The sequence below is a fragment of the Nostoc sp. DedQUE09 genome (assembly GCF_034530915.1).
GTDB lineage: Bacteria > Cyanobacteriota > Cyanobacteriia > Cyanobacteriales > Nostocaceae > Nostoc.
This window is the reverse complement of record NZ_JAVRCE010000013.1, coordinates 108,075-128,579: the sequence shown is the minus strand read 5'-3', so window position 1 is coordinate 128,579 and position 20,505 is coordinate 108,075. Positions and strand designations below refer to the sequence as shown.

General features: G+C 41.4%; 17 protein-coding genes. 11 read left to right on the top strand and 6 right to left on the bottom strand.

What is annotated here, in order from left to right; all coding sequences use genetic code 11:
* Positions 1-221: 221 nt before the first annotated feature.
* The gene (clpP, locus tag RMY27_RS11165) at positions 222-833 is read right to left on the bottom strand and encodes an ATP-dependent Clp endopeptidase proteolytic subunit ClpP (RefSeq protein WP_322663136.1); all 612 of its coding nucleotides are present in this window, start codon (positions 831-833) and stop codon (positions 222-224) included.
* Positions 834-1,401: 568 nt separating this feature from the next.
* Here clpP and RMY27_RS11160 point away from each other — a divergent pair.
* The 4 genes from RMY27_RS11160 to RMY27_RS11145 all read left to right on the top strand — a co-directional run bounded on the left by RMY27_RS11160 (position 1,402) and on the right by RMY27_RS11145 (position 5,323).
* Positions 1,402-1,557, top strand: a complete 156-nt coding sequence (locus RMY27_RS11160) for a hypothetical protein (protein ID WP_322663134.1) — start codon at positions 1,402-1,404, stop codon at positions 1,555-1,557.
* A 250-nt stretch (positions 1,558-1,807) separates the two neighbouring features.
* The gene (locus RMY27_RS11155) at positions 1,808-3,865 is read left to right on the top strand and encodes a thioredoxin domain-containing protein (protein ID WP_322663132.1); all 2,058 of its coding nucleotides are present in this window, start codon (positions 1,808-1,810) and stop codon (positions 3,863-3,865) included.
* Positions 3,866-3,945: 80 nt separating this feature from the next.
* On the top strand, positions 3,946-4,542 hold the full coding sequence (locus tag RMY27_RS11150) for a molybdenum cofactor guanylyltransferase (RefSeq protein WP_322663130.1): 597 nt from the start codon (positions 3,946-3,948) through the stop codon (positions 4,540-4,542).
* Positions 4,543-4,696: 154 nt separating this feature from the next.
* On the top strand, positions 4,697-5,323 hold the full coding sequence (locus RMY27_RS11145; RefSeq protein WP_322663127.1) for a chloramphenicol phosphotransferase CPT family protein: 627 nt from the start codon (positions 4,697-4,699) through the stop codon (positions 5,321-5,323).
* 104 nt (positions 5,324-5,427) lie between these two features.
* Here the strand turns inward: RMY27_RS11145 and RMY27_RS11140 are convergent, their stop codons facing one another.
* On the bottom strand, positions 5,428-6,924 hold the full coding sequence (locus RMY27_RS11140) for a family 10 glycosylhydrolase (RefSeq protein ID WP_322663125.1): 1,497 nt from the start codon (positions 6,922-6,924) through the stop codon (positions 5,428-5,430).
* A gap of 1,309 nt (positions 6,925-8,233) precedes the next feature.
* Between RMY27_RS11140 and RMY27_RS11135 the strand changes: the two genes are divergently transcribed.
* Entirely contained in the window at positions 8,234-9,892 is a 1,659-nt protein-coding gene (locus tag RMY27_RS11135; protein ID WP_322663123.1) for a tyrosinase family protein, read from the top strand.
* A gap of 218 nt (positions 9,893-10,110) precedes the next feature.
* Positions 10,111-10,725 carry a hypothetical protein gene (locus RMY27_RS11130; protein ID WP_322663121.1) on the top strand — a complete coding sequence of 205 codons (615 nt, stop codon included), beginning with the start codon at positions 10,111-10,113 and terminating at the stop codon, positions 10,723-10,725.
* 176 nt (positions 10,726-10,901) lie between these two features.
* Here the strand turns inward: RMY27_RS11130 and psb27 are convergent, their stop codons facing one another.
* The 4 genes from psb27 to RMY27_RS11110 form a co-directional block, all read right to left on the bottom strand.
* On the bottom strand, positions 10,902-11,306 hold the full coding sequence (psb27, locus tag RMY27_RS11125; protein WP_190240755.1) for a photosystem II protein Psb27: 405 nt from the start codon (positions 11,304-11,306) through the stop codon (positions 10,902-10,904).
* A 293-nt stretch (positions 11,307-11,599) separates the two neighbouring features.
* Positions 11,600-12,742: a 7,8-didemethyl-8-hydroxy-5-deazariboflavin synthase subunit CofH gene (gene cofH, locus RMY27_RS11120; RefSeq protein WP_322663120.1), complete on the bottom strand. Its 1,143-nt coding sequence runs from the start codon at positions 12,740-12,742 to the stop codon at positions 11,600-11,602.
* 408 nt (positions 12,743-13,150) lie between these two features.
* The gene (locus RMY27_RS11115; protein ID WP_322663118.1) at positions 13,151-14,320 is read right to left on the bottom strand and encodes a hypothetical protein; all 1,170 of its coding nucleotides are present in this window, start codon (positions 14,318-14,320) and stop codon (positions 13,151-13,153) included.
* A gap of 276 nt (positions 14,321-14,596) precedes the next feature.
* Positions 14,597-14,788 carry a CbtB domain-containing protein gene (locus tag RMY27_RS11110; RefSeq protein WP_322663116.1) on the bottom strand — a complete coding sequence of 64 codons (192 nt, stop codon included), beginning with the start codon at positions 14,786-14,788 and terminating at the stop codon, positions 14,597-14,599.
* A 689-nt stretch (positions 14,789-15,477) separates the two neighbouring features.
* Between RMY27_RS11110 and RMY27_RS11105 the strand changes: the two genes are divergently transcribed.
* The 5 genes from RMY27_RS11105 (at position 15,478) to RMY27_RS11085 (ending at position 20,342) form a co-directional block, all read left to right on the top strand.
* Positions 15,478-16,503 carry a multicopper oxidase domain-containing protein gene (locus RMY27_RS11105; RefSeq protein ID WP_322663114.1) on the top strand — a complete coding sequence of 342 codons (1,026 nt, stop codon included), beginning with the start codon at positions 15,478-15,480 and terminating at the stop codon, positions 16,501-16,503.
* A gap of 177 nt (positions 16,504-16,680) precedes the next feature.
* Positions 16,681-17,718: a ComEA family DNA-binding protein gene (locus RMY27_RS11100; protein WP_322663112.1), complete on the top strand. Its 1,038-nt coding sequence runs from the start codon at positions 16,681-16,683 to the stop codon at positions 17,716-17,718.
* A 300-nt stretch (positions 17,719-18,018) separates the two neighbouring features.
* A complete protein-coding gene (locus RMY27_RS11095; protein ID WP_322663110.1) occupies positions 18,019-18,453 on the top strand; it encodes a ferritin-like domain-containing protein in 435 nt (144 codons plus the stop codon).
* 233 nt (positions 18,454-18,686) lie between these two features.
* Positions 18,687-19,655 carry an FTR1 family protein gene (locus RMY27_RS11090; RefSeq protein ID WP_322663108.1) on the top strand — a complete coding sequence of 323 codons (969 nt, stop codon included), beginning with the start codon at positions 18,687-18,689 and terminating at the stop codon, positions 19,653-19,655.
* 177 nt (positions 19,656-19,832) lie between these two features.
* On the top strand, positions 19,833-20,342 hold the full coding sequence (locus RMY27_RS11085; RefSeq protein WP_322663106.1) for a GNAT family N-acetyltransferase: 510 nt from the start codon (positions 19,833-19,835) through the stop codon (positions 20,340-20,342).
* Positions 20,343-20,505: the final 163 nt, after the last annotated feature.

Genomic DNA, 20,505 nt, shown 5'->3' with positions numbered 1-20,505 from the left:
TGACCCTTTATAGCGTTTACTAATCACATGAGGTACATCATATTCCCCTCATCGCTTGCGGGGAGGGGGTTGGGGGTGGGGTTCTTGTACCTCACTCAACTGAGAACCGCTGTAAAATCGAGTTTTGAAGTCAAATAACCCCTCTTCAGTTATGAAAAGGGGTTATTTTTAGAGTTTAAGGAAATTAAAAGTGGTAAATCACCATTTACCAATGGTGACTATTAATTAAGAACAGCAACTGCTGGGCGACTACCAGCAGAGTGACGGTCAATCACTTGGTCAATCAAACCGTAGTCCTTGGCTTCCTCTGGCGACATGAAAAAGTCACGTTCAGTATCTTCAGCAATGCGCTCAAGTGGTTGACCTGTATGTTCAGCTAAATAGTTGTTTAGCCGCCGCTTGTGGTACAGAATTTCCCGCGCCTGAATTTCAATATCAGTCGCCTGTCCTTGAGCGCCGCCTAAAGGTTGGTGAATCATAATCCGAGAATGGGGTAGACTCATCCGCTTACCCTTAGCACCCGCGCTGAGGAGAAAAGCACCCATACTCGCTGCCAATCCGGTACAAATTGTACAGACATCAGGGCGAATATGCTTCATAGTGTCAAAAATGCCCATACCAGCCGTCACCGAACCACCGGGAGAATTGATATACATATAAATGTCTTTCTCCGGGTCTTCAGCATCCAAATACAGCAGTTGGGCAACAATCAAGTTGGCAATATTGTTATCAACTTGTTGTCCCAAAAAGATGATGCGCTCACGTAACAGCCGTGAGTAGATGTCAAAGGCGCGTTCACCTCGACCCGATTGTTCAATAACGATAGGAATCATGGAAGCGTGTTTGTGGCTACTTTAAATACATTTTATCGGTGACAGCACGAAACTGGGGCTGATCTCTACTATTCCCAAGTAGATATAAGTAAATCTTGGCTATTCTGTCTTATTCAACAAAGGAGCAAAATGTGCTTTTGCAATACATTCAACTTCCAAGGGCACTTTTTAGCAACAAAAGCTGTCTAAGAAAATATCCCGGTTTCGGGAAGAATAAATCAAAAAACTTCAATTGTTGCCAATCTAACAGCAAATTTCAAGTTGGTGAGGTACACAAGCTAAATCTTTTATCCAGGTATAAAGGGTGTTTTATTCCTGAATTATGAATTCTGCTGTATATCTCGGACTTTGCTGTACAAGCTTGGCTATGTATTGATTAGACCGATAACCGAAATCCGATTTGCTTAGGGAATTATATTAACTGTCAGTAACATTTTAAACATTTTTTTAGGATTTCCTTCAGCATTTATCAAGTTATTTTTGTTAGATTCGGTAAATCGGGAGTACGAGGTGTATTTAGAATAACCAATCGTAATTGAAATGCTATCCATTCAGAGAGAGACGTGCCATGCTGGAAAAACTTATACAAGCCGCCATCATCACCTTCTTGCTCCATCTGATAGCAGGACTTAGCCCAAATACTTTAATTCAAACAAAAACAGCATCACCGATGCAAGAAACGCCACCGAATATTGTCAGTTTGCTATTGCGACCTTTTCAATAAGAATGTTTCATAAGTTGCACAGGTGTAAGTAAGTCGGCGTACATAAATCCAATTATTATATAAAAGCTTCCCTTGTAGTTAGCGCTGACTACAAAACTGCAATTTTTTTACACCAACTTACTTAGGCGATATTAAAAACAAAGGTATAATTCGCTCGTTGAGTTTCTGACTTAATCTACATAGCTATCTAGGCTAACACGCCTGAGAACAGGCTAGACTGAGCAAAGAAGGCAACTACTTGCGTTTGATTATGACTAATCGCCTTGCTGAAGCTAAGAGCCTCTATCTCCGCAAACACGCCGAAAACCCCATTGATTGGTGGCCTTGGTGTGATGAAGCACTTGCAACTGCAAGGGCGCAAAATAAACCGATTTTTCTCTCCATTGGCTATTCTAGTTGCCACTGGTGTACTGTCATGGAAGGCGAGGCTTTTTCTGATATTGCGATCGCTGACTACATGAATACCAATTATCTTCCCATCAAAGTAGACAGGGAAGAAAGACCTGACCTCGATAGCATCTATATGCAAGCTTTGCAGATGATGAGCGGTCAAGGGGGTTGGCCTTTAAATATTTTTCTTTCCCCAGAAGATTTAGTGCCGTTTTACGCTGGTACTTATTTTCCTGTAGACCCGCGCTATGGTCGTCCGGGATTTTTACAGGTGTTGCAAGCGCTTCGCCGTTATTACGATACAGAAAAAGCGGACTTACAACAACGTAAAGCCTTAATTATTGAGTCTCTGCTCACATCTGCGGTGTTGCAAGATGGTACAACAACCGAGCTTGAAGACCATGAATTACTCCGCCAAGGTTGGGAAACTTGTACAGGTGTAATTACTCCTAGTCAATCTGGCAACAGTTTTCCGATGATTCCCTATACAGAATTAGCACTGCGGGGAACTCGATTTAATTTTGAATCTCGCTATGATGGCAAGCAAATTTGTACCCAGCGGGGACTAGACTTAGCGCTGGGCGGCATTTATGACCATGTAGGTGGTGGTTTTCATCGCTATACTGTTGACCCCACTTGGACAGTACCCCACTTTGAAAAGATGCTCTACGACAATGGACAGATTGTGGAGTATCTGGCTTCTTTATGGAGTGCAGGAGTACAAGAGCCAGCCTTTGAGAGGGCAATTGCTGGAACTGTACAATGGCTAAAACGAGAGATGACTGCGCCTGAAGGTTACTTCTATGCTGCTCAAGATGCGGACAGCTTTACAGAACCCACGGCGGTAGAACCAGAAGAAGGAGCTTTTTACGTCTGGAGTTACAGCGAATTACAACAACTGTTAACGCTTGAAGAATTAACGGAATTACAACAACAGTTTACGGTGACGCCTAACGGCAACTTTGAAGGACGTAATGTTTTGCAAAGACGGCATTCAGGTCAACTGAGTGCAACGCTGGAAATGGCACTGAGTAAGCTGTTTACCGCTCGCTATGGCGTTAGTTCTGAGTCTTTAGAAACTTTTCCCCCGGCCCGTAACAACCAAGAAGCAAAAACTACTAACTGGCCAGGTCGCATTCCCTCGGTGACAGATACGAAAATGATTGTTGCCTGGAATAGCTTGATGATTTCCGGGCTGGCTAGGGCTGCTGGGGTTTTCCAACAACCTTTATACCTGGAATTAGCAGCACGAGCGGCGAATTTTATTTTGGAAAATCAATTTGTCGATGGGCGTTTCCAGAGACTCAATTATCAAGGAGAACCAACCGTTTTAGGGCAGTCTGAAGATTATGCTTTGTTTGTTAAAGCTCTACTAGATTTACAAGCTTCTAACCCTGAGCATGAGCAATGGTTAGAAAATGCGATCGCTATCCAAAATGAATTTAACGAATTTCTCTGGAGTGTAGAATTAGGTGGTTATTATAACACATCAAGCAATTCTAGTCAAGATTTAATTGTTAGAGAGCGTAGTTACGCAGATAATGCGACACCATCAGCCAATGGAATTGCGATCGCTAACCTTGTCCGTCTTGCCCTACTCACCGATAATCTAGATTATTTAGATTTAGCGGAACTTGGTTTGAAAGCTTTTAGGAGTGTAATGCATCGCGCTCCCCAAGCTTGTCCCAGCTTATTTACAGCTTTGGATTGGTATCGTAATTCTACCTTGATTCGCAGCACAACTGAGCAAATAAACTCTCTGATCCCCAAGTTTCTCCCGGTGGCTGTGTTTGCCATCACATCTGATTTACCAGAGAGAAGCGTTGGCTTAGTTTGCCAAGGTTTGAAGTGTCTTGCACCAGCTGAAAGTGTAGAGCATTTATTGCAGCAAGTGGAGAAAAGTCAAAATAGGGCATAGGGCATTGAATATGTATTATTCTCCTCTCTAGTGCCTAATCCCCAGTTACTAGTACCCAGACCCCAATTCGATGTATAACTATGACGACCAAAAGCGAATTAACAGCGATTGTGTTAGCTGGCGGTAAAAGTTCTCGGATGGGTCAAGATAAAGCCTTGATTCCCATTCAAGGGATAGCATTGTTGCAGCGAGTTTGTGGGATTGCTCAAAGCTGTGCTGATGTTGTTTATGTAGTAACTCCCTGGCCAGAACGCTATCAAGACTTGCTTTTGCCTGGTTGTCAGTTTATCCGAGAAGTTCCTTTGTCTGGAGAATCTTTAGCCCACGGGCCTTTAGTTGGATTTGCTCAAGGACTAGCCGAAGTAGAGACAGAATGGGTGCTGTTGCTAGCTTGCGATTTGCCGAGGTTGCGAGTTGAGGTGTTGCAAGATTGGGCAAGTAGACTTGATAGCGTGGAGGATAATGCGATCGCAGCTTTAGCTTGTCATCCCAAAGGTTGGGAACCCCTGTGTGGTTTCTATCGCCGTAGCTGTTTGCCACAACTCCTAGAGTTTATCAACCAAGGGGAGCGATCGTTTCAGCAGTGGCTTCGGCAATATCCGGTAGAAGTTTTGCCCTTAGCAGAACCCGAAATGCTATTTAACTGTAATACACCAGAGGACTTGGCTTTAAATTGAGTTAGAGAGTGGGAATTTAATCGTGAACTTAGCCTGCGGAAACTCTGGTAATAAAGTCATTTTTCGGATGATCGAACACAATTCTTGCCTATTCAAAGTTTTAGCCCTAACGTGGAACTGCTAACTATATGTATAAAGGATGCGAGGAGGAATCATGGGGCAGACACAGGAGCTAGGACAGATTATCATCCTGAATGGTGTCCCGCGATCGGGGAAGTCGAGCATTGTCGCAGTGATTCAGGAGACATTTGATGGTCTGTGGATGAACTTGGGTGTTGATAGATTTATGCAAATGACTCCCGCACGATACTTGCCTGGGATTGGTTTACGACCAGGGGGAGAACGCCAGGACATCGAACCCTTTGTTCCCATTCTGTACAGCGCCATGTATGAGTCTATCGCTGCCCACAGCCGCTTGGGTCTGAATGTCGTGGTTGATGTCGGACACCATGACGCCTACGCAATAAAGCGGGATATTCTGGCTGATAGTGCCCGACGTTTGAAGGGATTGCCGGTTTTGTTCGTAGGCGTTCACTGCCCGATCGAGATCGTTATGGAACGACGACAAAACACCGGGTGGAATGTGGGAAGTACAGCTGACTCCCCAATACCACATCCGGTTCAGTTATGGCAACGTGAAGTCCACATCCCTGGCATCTATGACCTGGAAGTTGATACCTCTTTGTTAAGCCCAGGTGCGTGTGCTGAGATAATACGCCAGTACCTCGCAGATAGTCCAGCACCCTCGGCATTCCAACGACTCGCTACACACTATACTTAAGCTGTAGTTATGATGTTAACTATATTTGGTATGAATTTGTAAAGTGTGTGATTCTATCAGTTAAAAGGGAAATTCAATCCCTTTTTACTAATTCTGCAAAAAGTCTACTTAACTCGACAGAATTTGCGATCGCTATCACTCTGAGGATATTGCCAAGAATAGGCAAAGTGGCTAACTCCCTTCAGTTGCGGGGCAAATTTGCGAAGTGCTTGCATTTGCACTTCTAGGGATGGACGATTACTAACAGATTTTCCCCACTGACCAGCTAAAGCCGGGATTATCTGCGTACCCGGTTTTGCCATACTCAAAACCCGTTGTACTTGCGCCACAATACAACTGACATTACCGCAATTCCCATAAGCCATAGGATGCCACTCTAATGTATTGGGGAACCGATCCCAAGGTTGCAAACGAGAATCATACCCTTGTCCAACAGTTTGGTTGCCATCAGGAAAAAACACCACTCCTGTAGAAACACCTTGCTGCTTTGCTGGGTAACTAGCGATGGTGACAAAATCTAGAATTCCTTGCATAGCGTGGGCAACGGCAAGCTGCCACAAGTCCCATTGTAAAACTCTTTGTCTATCGGTTGCAGGCAGGATTGACTTTTGCGCTAGTGGGATGCGTCCTTGCCAAAGAGGTTCACCTTCTTGAGGATAAAGTTTATCAACTTCAGCTACATCTCCCCCAGTGACGAATCCCTTGCTTAAAAAGCGGCGAATTAAGTCCAGCGCTTTGTAATTCTGTGCCCGTTTAAATAAAGCTTCTTGGGTTGCGGGACTAAATAGCCATAAATCTGAAACTTTAGTGGCGATAGAATCACTTCCAGCTTGACGGGGATAACGCACGTAATCCAATAGCAAGCCATCTGGACGACGGCGCAAAACTTCTTGTACCAATTTGTAGTAGTCTCGTTTTGCTTGTGGGTTGTAGGGATCGATAAATAGTTGAGAGCCATTATCTACCACATATAAACTCGTTTGACCTTTGCCATTACGAGCGATCGCACTTTCTCTATCTGGGCGCTGGGCGTAAGTATAGCCGAAATTTGTGGTAAACATCCAGGCATAGACCTTCAAACCACGTTGCCGACCTTTTTTAATTGCCGTAGCGAGTATATCAATATTTTCTGCCCCTGGAGTGCGAATCACAGCAGGCCAAACCGTCGGGTTAGCTCTTGCTGGTAAAAGTACCTGCCCATCGTAAAATACTTCTATATAAACTTGGTTATAGCCACGATTAACAATGCGATCCATAATCTGATCGATTATTCCTGGCTGAACGTCACAGGGATACAAGCGTAACCAAAGGGCTTGGGTTTGCGGCCAAGTTCGAGAGCGACATTGCTTTAATTTCTGTGCCTGTTCTTGTATTATGCTTTGGTAGCGCGTTTGAGCATCTTGTTTGCCTTTAAGCGCTGACAAACGTAAGCTTTCTTTTTCTTGCGCCGCACCTGATGATAACTGACAATACTCAGTTACTTGCGCCCTTGCTGGTTCGCTTCCCAAGTTGGGTAGCAAAAAACTACTAGTAAAAACAACAGCAAATAAGCGCCGCCAAAATAATATCGATCTTGCAAAGTTCAAGGGACGGTTAGACATATCTAGCAGTAGATGGACACAATAATCATCGGCCCCAACTTAGATAATTGTGGGCAATGTGTATCAAAATTTATAGTTCAGTAACAAAGATTTTGAAACCTACTTTTTCAAGACTCCTAAACACGTATTTCTGTTGCCATATTTTTTATAAGCTGTTCCACATTGAAATTACATTAAGGAACTGACAAAAAATAAATTATCCAAAATTATTGTTACATTTCTAGGGGTTCTAGACATTGTACTCCTACGTTCGCAAAGCATCCCGCAGGGATGGGATGTTTTTTAAACTGGAAGTTGCTAACTGAGCTGGCTTTCCAGCCCACTACAAAAGTTTGAGAAAATTTAGATATGTAAAATAATAAACTCTCTGACTCAGTAACTAACTTGGATGCACCTTCAGCTTCAGCTATAACTTTAATCGACTACCATTGACTAGGCAGAACAGTTGGCTCTGTGGCGATTGGTATAGCACCAATGCATTCACTACTAAGCTCACTGTTGATTAACCTAGCACAAACAGCGGTCTGTTATCGGGATGAATGGCTCTAGGAGCGTGGGTTTCGCCACTTGGGGAACTCCAAATTGTGCAATCAACGCTACTTCTTCCTTCCTTGTCTTTCGGAGGCTTACGCAAAATAGCTCTCAAACTCTATATTCCCCTAGCTCCATCAAAGTTCTGAGTGAAGGAAGCTGCCACTCAGACTTTTCTGTACCTTGGAGAAGTTATTTCTCAAAAATAAGATGCAGCCGAAAGTTAACATTCAATCTCCACTCACATCAATCAATACAGTTCAGAATGAGCAAGAAAACCCAGATGTAGAGACGCAATAAATCGCGTATTGAAAGACCAATTATCTACACCAATAACCCTTAAGCCAAGCATATTGTACTATCAATACTGCTTAGGCTAAAGCATTTTTAACTTGGAATTGAGTTTAGGTTAAAACTTTTTTATTTTTCCTTTCACTTTTTCTCAAAACCTACGCAGTTTTGAACCGCTATGTTTAGAAGTCTTAAGTATTTTGTTAAATAGAATAAACTCTGTACACAATAAATACATAATTATTTTTTTCTGATTTAATGAAATATGACATATTGTCATACTTAATATCAATGTATATTCCCCATTTAAAAACTCTGATAAATTAGTAGTTTTTTGTTGTGAAAGGAATATTAGCATTTTGCCTAAGTAGCAGCTGGAATAAAATACTTATTTTTTCTAGCTGAATCAACCAAAAAATATTTAAAATGCGGAATATCTTAGATTATATCCGTATATTGCTGTGCTACTCAAACTCTCAATAAAATTATGAATAAATTACCGATCGCTTTGATTTTAGTAATATTTACTACTGTCAGCATCCTGCTAGGGCCAAGTAAAGCCTATGCCCAATCTTTCCAGCCAAATGTCCAAGGTGTGCAGATCAAGCAGATAAAATATACTCGCAGTAGTGTTTTCTCTGAAAAAGGTAAAAAGGATTTAAACTCAATGGCAAATGCCTTGGCACAAATGCGAGCTTTGGCTTGTCAAGATTCTAAAAGTTGGTATTACCAAGGTGCAATCCATTGGACTCCAGGTTTGAGTAATTTTCCCCAGAGTAACTCACTCTGTAACAAATATACTGAAGCTGCATTCAACGATCCACAGCAGCAACAAGAGGTACAAAAACTGTTAGAGGCTTGGCAACATTGCACTCATGGAAGACGCGATCAAAATTTAAACTTACCCATCGCTCAAATTGCTGGCAAGAACTTTTTACCTTGGCATCGACTTTACCTAGTTTACTTTGAGAAAATTGTTCGTAAACTTTCTAAAGATCCTCAATTTGCAATTCCATACTGGGACTACACTAGGGCAGACAAAAGAACCATGCCACCGGAATTTATCACATCTAGCTCTCTATATACAGACTTGAGAAATAGTGTCCTCAATTTTGTCGGTGGAGCGGTTGAACAAATCGAACAACAACAGATTAAGAAAGATAAAAACAAAGCATACAAAACTAATATTTTTAATCAATCGCCTCTCAATTTTAGTAATCAAATTGAGAACTCACCTCATGGTGAAATGCATGGTTACATAGGTGGTGATGTTGGTGATGCAGCCAATCCTATCTGGAATAATCAGCCTGCTCCCGCTCAAATCGGGCTAATGGGAGATGTTGGTACTGCTGGATTTGATACTATCTTTTGGATACATCATTCTAGCATCGATCGCTACTGGGAATCTTGGCAAAAAGCACCAACAAACCCAGAACAAAAAGAAGCTAGACAAGCGAAACCGGAGGATTTGCCCCTACCATCGAATTTAGCCCCAATCTATACCTTTGCTGATGAAGATGGTAATCTAGTGAGTCACAACACTCCCCAATCAGTCATTGATGCAGTTTATAGTGTGGACTATAAATACGATCGGCTAGATCCAGATGCAAAAGTAGCACTTGTTAAAAGCGTTGTCATAAAACCAACAGAATTGAGGGCTAGACTAGCCTCACCCGTTTCTGTTCTGGCTGATGGGCAACAGCTTCATCAGAGCTTAAATAAATTGACAGATGTGACTGTGCCATTATCTACTCCTCTGCAAAAGATTCCAGTATTATTAGATGCTCGGACTGCAAACGAATCCGTGGGACAGGAACTATATTTGCTGGAAGTTAAATTGTCTTTCACAGAAAAACCAATCGGCAACTATAACGTCTATGTCAATTTGCCCCGTACCAAGTCGATTTCTAGCATAATCAGCGATATAGATCGCTACTATGTTGGTTCTGTTAACTTCTTTGATGTGCATGGCGAAGATGCAAACAGTAAAACCTTTGTTTTTGATGTCACTAAAGAAGTTAATGCACAATTATCTGAATTGAAAGAGCCTCAGACAGAAAATATAGAGGTAAAGTTTGTCTCAGATAGTACTGCTCGTTCGCAGGAAATTTACCTTGAGAATATTACGCTACGCAAATTAGCGTAACTAAAATCTGACTTATATAAGCAGTTTGAAAGACTTTGAGTGAATTCAAGGCGATCGCGTTTATCTCGCTTCAATTATATGAGGTATGCGATCGCTTTCATCAATTTGTCACTAAGCTACTGAATTTGCCAACAACACCATTCTGTTATCTTTGCAGTAAAATTTAATAAACAGCAAGTAACTATTGACAAAAAGCTTACATTATGCATATGTAAATTATGACCAAGCTGATTTTTCCTCTGTTTTTAATCATATTTACTATTTTGAACATACTGGATTTAAATAATACACACGCACAGGTATCTCAAAATAATATTCGCCAAATTAATTGGAAAGATGAGGTTTTAGTGAATACCCAATCATCCTTTAATCTTGCAACTCAAGAGCAGCAGCAAGCAAAGTTTATTTCCTCTCAACAGGTTAAAACAAAGTTGACAGATAATCCATTAATACCAACGCAAGTAACTTTTCCTTTATCTACCCCTTTGGAGATTGATACAGCTAGGTCTGAGGAAGTTTATCTGCTGGAAATTCAAGTCGCTTATCAGGGTGAGCCAATAGGAAACTACAGCGTTTATCTTAATTTACCAAGCCTCAAAGCGATCGCTGATATCGATACTTACTATATCGGTTCAGCTAATTTCTTTGATGTACCAAGTCCAAACCAAGGTATAAAAAAGTTTAATTTTGATATTACACCTGAGTTAATTAAGCAGGTGCAAAAGCGCGTAAAACCGTCAAACATTCAAAATTTAACATTGACTTTCATTCGCGACCAAGGTCATTCAAGCACAGAGCTTGTTATTGATCGGGTTGCACTATCAAAATTATGAGTCGCTTCAGCCTGTGTGCAGCTGTGGCTACATAAACAAAATTGAAAATTTTCAACTTTGACTCAGATCAACTTAACAAAGTGGTAAAACTAATTCGTAATTCATATTTATAATCAGTGTTGGCTCTGTAGCCATTTGAATCACGAATTACGAATTACGAATTAGTAATTAAATAGTTAACCGCCACGCTTTAGCGCTGTCTCTACCTGCTGCAACTCTTTTTCTAGACGATTTTTGAGTTTTTCGGGTACAGGACGATTTGGGTAAGAACTGTAATGTCCAGCCAGAGAATTGAGGGCTGTTCGTATGGTTGTAAACGAGCCAAGACCAGAAACAGAGTTAACCCGCTGGTAGCGAGCTGAAAAGTCATTAATTTTTTGACGCGCTTCTGCTTGAATTGCTGCCTTATCTGGTGAATCTTGTGAAAGATCCAGAGCTTGTCTCATAATATTGACCACAGCTAAGGTGTCTTGACGATAATCCCCAGTCAAACTATCTGGACTGCCAGAACAACCCATTAAGCCGATAGCTACAACCAAAACCAGCGCAAGCAAACGCGACCAATAGCGCTTCATATGCATTAAGTAAAAGAATACGTAAATCAACGTCCATCCTATCTTGGATTGGTAACTTGGGGATCAATTGAGTGAAGAGTGTGGAGTGCAGGGAGGGGAGGCAGAGGGGCAGGGGAGGCAGGGGAGGCAGGGGAGGCAGGGGAGGCAGGGGAGCAGGGGAGCAGGGGAGCAGGGGAGCAGGGGAGCAGAGGAGAAGTTGTAGTAAATCTTTCCCCTCTGCCCCTCTGCCCCTCTGCCCCTCTGCCTCTTTCCCATGCCCAATGCCCAATGCCCAATGCCCAATTCCCAATGCCCAATGCCTAACGAATAACTTTTTGATAAAGAGTATCCCGTTGTTGGTAAGGTCGTCCTAAAGAAGCGATCGCAGTTTGCAAGGTTTCCACTTCCATACACGTACCACCCAAAGCACCTGCCATTGTGGTAATATGCTCCTCCATCAATGTGCCGCCGATATCGTTGCAACCCCAAGCTAAGGATTCTGCTGCACCTGCAAGCCCCAGTTTTACCCAACTCTGCTGATGGTTGGGAATCCAATTACCTAAGTAAATCCGCGCTACAGCCCCTAATAGCAGTGCATCACTCAAAACTGGTTGATCGCGTCCAACACGGCGACGTAAGGATTTGGGCGCTTCTTGACCTACGAAGGGTAATAAAATAAACTCTGTGATCCTGGCTGGATATCCCCGATCAATAGCGGTTTTTTGGAGCGATCGCAATTTTTCTAAATGTCCGATTTGCTGTTCGTGGGTTTCAATATGCCCAGATAACATGGTGCTAGTGGTATGCAAGCCTAATTTGTGAGCTGTGCTGACAATTTCTAGCCAAGTGGCTGTGTCAATCTTCTCTGGACACAATATCCGCCTTACTTCATCGTCTAATACTTCCGCTGCTGTTCCTGGCATTGAGCCAACACCAGCATCGCGCAAAGCAGCAATCACCTCAGCATATTCCAGTCCATCAAGTCTGGCGATAAATTGCACTTCTTGGGGAGAGAAAGCGTGTAAATGTATGTGGGGAAATTCCTGTTTAATGGTTTCTACGACTTTGAGGTAGTAGGGCAAAGATTTACCATTTATCAGTGCTTGTGGATTTAATCCTCCCTGCATACAGATTTCTGTCGCACCCCGTTTTACTGCATCTGTGGCTTTTTGCAAAATTTGCGCCGAATCTAACCAGTATGCATCGGCGTCACCATCATCTCGACGGAATGCACAAAAACTACAGTGCTGCTCACAAATATTAGTAAAGTTAATATTACGGTTAATTATGTAGGTGACAGTATCGCCTGCTTGTGTGTGGCGGAGTGTATCGGATGTAGTACGTATTGCTGCGATCGCCTCTGGTTCAGTTTGTTGTAACAATACCACTCCCTCTTCGGGAGATAAGTCGTATCCCATCAAAGCACGTTCCAAAATTGTTTCAAACGCAATTTTTGTCAGCATTACTTTCTTAATTTCTCAGTAAATCTTAATTTTATGAGCTTGTAAATAATAAAATTCTACTTAATAAATATAACAATTTAGCGACAATCCCACGCTTGAACATCAGTTTTATCTTGAAAGCTATTAAAAGAGCTTATATTGTCTCATAACACTCAATACGATTCGGATAAGCATTTTTCACTTTCCTTATGATCTGGGGAATGGGTTTGCGGGTAAAGGGTAAAGGATGTATTCAAAACCTTTACCCTTTACCCTTTACCCTTTAACCGAACCGTATTGTCATAACACTACCTTTTATACTTTATACAACCCATTAACAACAAAATAGTTGTGTTGAAGCACAACTATTTTAATTGATTAATCTACATCTTTGTATTAGGAGGAATCTTTAGTAAAAATCTGATATTCCTAATTTGTCCTTGCTTGTGGTTTTCGTCGATGTTGTATTAGCAATCCAATCGCCATACCAATGCCGACAAAGGCTGTAAAGTAAAATAAACCAATTAATCGGATGTATATTGGTGGTGCGATCGCTTCAACTTCAACTTCCTGCGCTACCTTCACTGGTGTAAATTGACGGCTAGATCCTGGTAAGGGAGTGGCTTCCACCTCGATTTTGTGGGGTGAACCATCAAAAAATTGTTCAAGCCATATTAACTTCCCTTGTTCGTCGGGAATACCTTTGTAGTCAAAGACTGTTAAATTGTGTTCTGTTGCGATCGCTTTCACTTGTAATGCTACATCTGTTATGGGTTGTCCGGTTGCGGTATCTTTCACCTGTAACGCTAAATTCGCAAGTTTTCCGACAGTTGCGTTTTTATCTCCCTCAAGGTTAATTTCTAATCCCTGAGATTTTTGAGATGATGGTGCGATGGTTTCAGTACTATTTGAGTTATGTCCACTGCCATGCGCTTCCGCAACTTCTGCACTAATGTTGATAACTATTAGAGTTATTATAGCCACTACAGTTAATGCACTTAATAAAAGGCGGACTGACTGTGGTGCAATTTCTCCTTGTTGTAGTTCTTCTTGTCCACCAATAACCCAACCACCCAACAATCCAAGTGACAGTAAAATAGCTGCAATTACAGCAAAATATTTATATTTGATTGGATTTTCGCGGATATTCAAATTTAAAGTTTGTTCATAAGCAGCAAAAGTATTTGCTACCAAAGGTGACACTTTAACTAACAGTTGGTAATTACCACGGATGGGTAACATCTGCTGAACTTCTAGCTTACCATCAGGTGCATTGGCATTGATTTGCAACAATTTTGTCCCCTCAACAATGGGAAAATCTGTTGTTAACCAAGGATTACGCGGCGGTGTCAGTATTTGTAAATTAATTTTGGCATTTGCTAAAGATTTCCCCGCAGCATCAACAGCTTGCAATGTTAGTTTAACGGGAGATTGTGGTTTTTCTGCCTCTGCTTCAAAGGGAAAAATACGTTCTAAAGGTGGGTTGGTAGAAAGTAGCACTCTAGATGTAGGGATTTGAGAACTTCCCACAAATGAATAAAGAACAGACAAAGTAATACAAACAGCACTGATAACTCCAAAAAGCCGATGTTTTTTCATAAAAGCTTACGGTAAATGTGAAACTTATGTAATTTCTAAAACTGAAACTTTCATAGTAGTGGATGAAAGTTACTCCCGATTATTATTAAGTAGAAGAATTATAGCCAAAGAATTAGTCAAACATCATCTTAAATTCAGTTAAGGTGATGTAGAGATGATAAATTAAGCATCTCTACAAAACTTAAAAGTTACTTACCAGCAAAAACGCTGGCGCGATATCCGCGTGATTTTAGCGTCAAAGCTTCATACACCTAAAAATCTTGGGGTTATGATCATTTAGTGACATGGAACGCCTAATGTATGGTGACGCGCTGAGTGTGCTGTGTTATGAACCGCAGGATAGGTGGAGAACAAAACAGTCCAGATAACTAAAGAAGATAGCAGCATATAAAGCGTTACCTGCACAGGCTTGGATAAGGTAATACCTGCGGTCTTGTGCAATAGCGAAATATGAGAAAAAGTAGTCATTTTTGACCTCCTAATAATAAATTTGGGTAATTCATCAATCAAAGGGCATAACGCCGCTTGATTGCAAAAAGATATACCATCAACTTTGTATTTGACAAGTGTGTATCAAATGTCTTGTGTAATGCGACTTTAGTGAATACTATACTATCCTTTGACATTCGCTCATCGCGATGCAGAAATCTACACATAAAGTCCATACAAATAACAAAAGAATGACACATGGTTTTGAATGATGGCATTTTCAGCGCGGATAACACGAAGGTAACAGATAAAAAATGCTGATGTTAGCAAGCATCCAAAATTACTTGAATAAACGCGATTTATGTTAACTCTAAACTAATTAAATACGCTACAGATTAGCAGCAGGTTCTTGCTTGCATCTATATTCAAGGTGCTATTATACTCATTGTTTATACTCTAAGTACTGCTGAATAAATCAGCCTATTAGGAATAGGTATGAACCAGTTAGTTTTATCTAAATATTATTTATACATAACTAAGCGTATAAATACAGTTAAAAGCAAGAAAATATTACGATATTTTTTAGAGTTTGATTTAAATTTAACAACTTAACTGGCAATTTATAAGCAGTGAAAAATTATTGACAATAATTATTAATTCTTCTAATATTTAAAAGTAATTGCAAAATATTTGCAATTCTTTTTTGGTGCTAACTGTAACTAAATGTCATGCCCAACAACTTCGCTCTAGGTAACGGAAAACCTTGGAGCCGCCGTCAATTATTGAAGCTGGGACTAGCAGGTGCTGGAGTAACTGGTGCAGCTGGACTTTGGCAGATGCTAAATCTACAAAGTAAGCCAATCGTTAAAGTGCCACCATTCGATAGGTCAGCACCAGACGACGTTACTAACCCAATGAAGATGTTAAGGGATTTTGATTATGGGACGGTGAAGCAAGAAAACGGGCGGACTATCCGGGAATTTCAGTTAACTGCTGGTACTTCCATAATAAAACTCAATAGTGCTGTCTCTTACAACATCTGGGATTTAAACGGTCGCATACCAGGGCCAACGCTACGGGCAAAACAGGGCGATCGCATCCGGGTACTATTTCTCAACAACGCTGGACATTCTCATTCTTTACATTTTCATGGCGTTCATCCAGCAGAAATGGATGGTGTTCGTCCAATCAGCAACGGTAGCGCCACAATTTACGAATTTGATGCTGAACCCTATGGCGTTCATTTATACCATTGTCATATTGAACCAGTTACCCGGCACATTGCCAAGGGGCTGTACGGAATGTTTATCATCGATCCACCTACTCCCCGTCCCCCAGCTGATGAAATTGTACTAGTGATGAGTGGGTATGACGTGAATGATGATAGCCATAACGATTATTACGCCTTCAATGGTCTGCCCCACTATTATATGAATCATCCCATTGGCATTTACAAAGATCAGTTGATTCGGCTGTATGTCCTCAACATCATTGAATACGATCCAGCAGTAACGTTTCATCTCCACGCCAACTTTTTTGATGTCTATCGCTCTGGCATGACTATGACTCCTAGCGAGAAAACAGATGTGATTACGATGGGTGTAGCAGAAAGGCACATCTTAGAATTTGCTTTTCGCTATCCAGGTAAGTATATGTTCCATCCCCATCAGGATGCGATCGCAGAAAACGGTTGCATGGGTCAATTTGAAGTACTTGCTGAAAACAACTCTCAAAATCCTGTTAAGAGTTCCTGACGATATTATTAGTAATTTGTAATTGATTTATTAAAGTTTCGGGAAGTAGTTGATAAAAAATCTCATTATATGCAAAAGTAAAATCTATGACAATCTGTCAAACAAACTATTTTCTAGTAATAGTAATAGTTTGAAATGTTTCAATTAATACCTTTTTTAGTTGTGCGAGAAGCAAAAATGATAAAAATTCGTTATATCTGTTTAACAGCAGCAGCAGCCGTAATCGTTACCTTGAGTTCCTGTAGCGGTACACCAACCGCAGAAAATCCATCAGCACCAGTTCCTAACACTCCCGCTACAGAGGCAGTAAGTAGTAACAGTCATAGTGGTCACGGTAGCAAAGAAAAAATTAACATTAACAGCGCTATATTGTCAGAATTGGATAAGTTTGAAGCCAAGCTAGGTATTCCGGCTTTATCAAACAAAATCCAGGCAAATCGTCCCTACGGTAGCCCAGAAGATTTAGTTACTAAAAAAGTAATTACTCAAGAACAGTTCGACCAAATTAAAGACCAGGTTGGTGTTCAAGAAGTGGTACTCACAGGTGAGGCAAAAGATGTTGACTATATGTCTAAATTAGGCTTAATGAAAGGGCATCTTTTGGTAGCACAAGAACTGCTGGATCAGAATCAGCCAAAACAGGCAGAACCTCATATTGGACATCCAGTTGAAGAAATATATGTTGATGTAGAAGAACAATTAAATGAGCGCAAAGTCAAAGAATTTAAGACAACATTGGTAAGTTTGCAAGATTTAGTGAAATCTAGTCCCAAGGATAGCAAAGTTAAAACTAATTTTACTTCTTCAGTGCAAGCAGTGGATGGAGCGATCGCAGCTTTGCCAGCAGATCAACGCTCAAAACCAGGATTTACGCTACAGGTAATTAACGAACTATTAGATGCAGCTAACTCCGAATATGGTGCGGCGATCGCAGATGGTAAAGTAACCGCACCAATTGAGTATCAAGACTCCCGTGGTTTTGTAGTTTACGCCAATGAATTATACAAAGGAATTTCTAGTCAAGTAGCTCAAGCAGATCCCGAAGCACACAAAGCGATTGATACTAGTTTCGCTGAACTCATAAAAGTTTGGCCCGCTGCCATCCCACCGGCAAAAGCAGTCAAAACACCTAATGATGTTACCAAGCTGGTCAAAACCATTGAGGAAAACTCTCAAAAAGTGGTTAACAAATCCAATACCCAAGCACAGCGATAACACTTTAATTGTAAGAATTCAGCACCCAGGAGTCAGCAGCCAGAATTTATCAGGAATCTAGAATGATTGGTATATTTATTCATCAAATGTTCTCCTGATTGTTTAACTATTCTGAATTCTGAATTCTGACTCCTGAATTCTTACCTTTAATTTAATGGGAAGTATAGGTTAAGGAGTTTAAAATAGTTAGGAGTTAGGAGTTATGAATTATGAGTTATGAATCCCAAAATACTAACTCTTAACTTCCCACTCCTCACTCCTAACTAATTACACTCCCTTCGTTACTTTAACTAACAACTGATGCAAGAACTTGACCATAAAAAGACTATTGACCTGCTGAACGCCATCATGGAATTTGAACTAGCAGGAGTAGTGCGCTACACACATTATTCTTTAATGGTGACTGGCCCTAACCGTATTCCAATTGTGGCTTTTTTCAAAGCACAGGCAAGTGAATCTTTACTTCATGCCGAACAAGTGGGAGAAATTCTCACCGGTTTAGATGGGCATCCCTCCCTGAAAATCGCCCCAATGGAAGAAACCTATCAGCATAAAGTCAAGGATATTTTGGAAGAAAGTTTATCTCATGAAAAAAAGGCATTGGATCTGTATAAAAAACTGCTCGAAACTGTCACCAATGCCAGCATTTACCTTGAAGAATTCGCTCGCGGTATGATTGGACAAGAAGAGATGCATAATCTCGAACTGAAAAAGATGCTACGCGATTTTGGTTAATAGTCATTAGTCATTAGTCCTTAGTCATTAGTCATTAGTCACTTGTACTGAGTTTCGACTGCGCGGTAATCGAGCGACTTGTACTGAGCGTAGTCGAAGTAAGTCGAGATTCAACTACCGTGTAGCCGTTGGCGTGGTAACAGAGTATTGCTCATTAGTCAAAAAGAAATTCAAAGGACAGATGACAAAGGACAAAGGACTAATGACAAAGGACAAAAGATAAAGGACAAAAGATGAATTTTAGTACTGCTCTACCTACTTTTGTAATCACACTTCGAGAAGGAGTGGAAGCTGCCCTTGTTGTTGGTATTGTGCTAGCTTTGCTAAAAAAAGCTAAACAATCTCGACTCAACTCTTGGGTATATGCTGGTGTCGGCGTTGGCATTGTCGTCAGTGCCTTAATCGGTGTGCTATTCAGTTGGATAATTCAAGTACTGGGAGCCGCGAATCCTCAATACACTACTGTAGTTGAGCCAGCGCTAGAAGGTGTGTTTAGTGTATTAGCGATCGCAATGCTCAGTTGGATGCTAATCTGGATGACTAAACAAGCCAGATTCATGAAAGCTACAGTTGAAGGGGCAGTAACAGAAGCGCTGACACAAAATTCAAATGCTGGCTGGGGTGTTTTTACTTTAATTTTAATTGCCGTTGTCCGCGAAGGCTTTGAAACTGTTCTGTTCGTTGCAGCAAATTTTCAACAGGGATTAATGCCAGCATTAGGTGCTATTGCTGGCTTGGTAACGGCATCTGCCATTGGAGTGCTGCTATTTAAATGGGGTGTAAAAATTAACATCCGCCAGTTTTTCCAGGTAATGGGCGTTTTATTAGTGTTGATTGTCGCTGGATTGGTAGTTTCAGCTTTAAAACATTTTGACGAAGCTGTGGCTAATCTTGCCCTTAGCAGTCGTGCTACAGAAAGCCTTTGTTTCTATTACGAACGTTTTACAAAAGTCCACTCCTGTATTTTGGGGCCAATGGTTTCCAATACTTCCACAATCTTGCCTGACGAACAGTTTCCTGGGATTATTCTCAAATCTTTATTTGGCTATAGAGACAATCTCTATCTTGTGCAAGCAGTAGGATATGTGGGATTTTTACTCACCATTGGAGGACTGTATTTCCGCAGTCTTGGAGGTGCTTCTCCTCAAGGTAAAAAAAATATCGCTTTTGATCAAAAACCGATTAGTTCTACAAAGGATTAAAAGCACAGTTAATTTTATATTTTTTGTCTCGTTCTCAGTCTCTTCCCTCGTTCCTACAGTTGATTAAATCTAGAAAAATAAAATGCTTGATATATTCGGATTGAGAAAAGATTATACGGGAAGTTTCCGTATAATAAATAGTTAGGTCTCGCGCTTGCTTATCAGCAGGTCTAACTCATGGCATCTGTGGTAACACTTCTTCCCTTTAGTGACGGTGCCGCCGCGCTGCTCTCACGCTGGCTAGTTGCGCCGCATGTTGCACGCTGGTATCCCAATCCGCAGGAACACCTTGACTGGGCTGTCAATCCACCCACTGTCGGTGAGCGAGCGATGATTGCCGCGGATGGCGCTCAAGTTGGCTACCTGCGCTGGCAAGTTGTCTCCCGCGAAGTACTGGACTCGGTTGGGCTGCACGAAATTCCCGAAAACTCGGTAGATATCGACATCCTCATCGGCGAGGAAAAGAGCGTAGGTCAGGGGATCGGGCCGCTGGCCTTGCAGATGCTCGTCGCACACCTACAGGCCAATCCAGCGATTCCGCTCCTTGGTCTTACCACCTCAATTCACAACCACGCAGCGCAACGAGCGTTCCAGAAGGCAGGGTTCAGCATCTTGCGGCAGTACGATCCGCCAGATTATGGTCTTTCCCATCTCATGGTCAGGAATCTCGCGTATGGCAATCAATAATATGAGAGATTCGAGAATCGGGATGGTAAACTCTCACAGGAGTTTGAAGTCATGTACTCAATTGGCGTAGCGTTTCAGGGCTTTGGCGGGAGCGACTGAAGCAGCGAAGCGTTAGGTCGAGTTAACCTTCTTTTGATACAGGGGGAGCAACACCTAGTCTGGT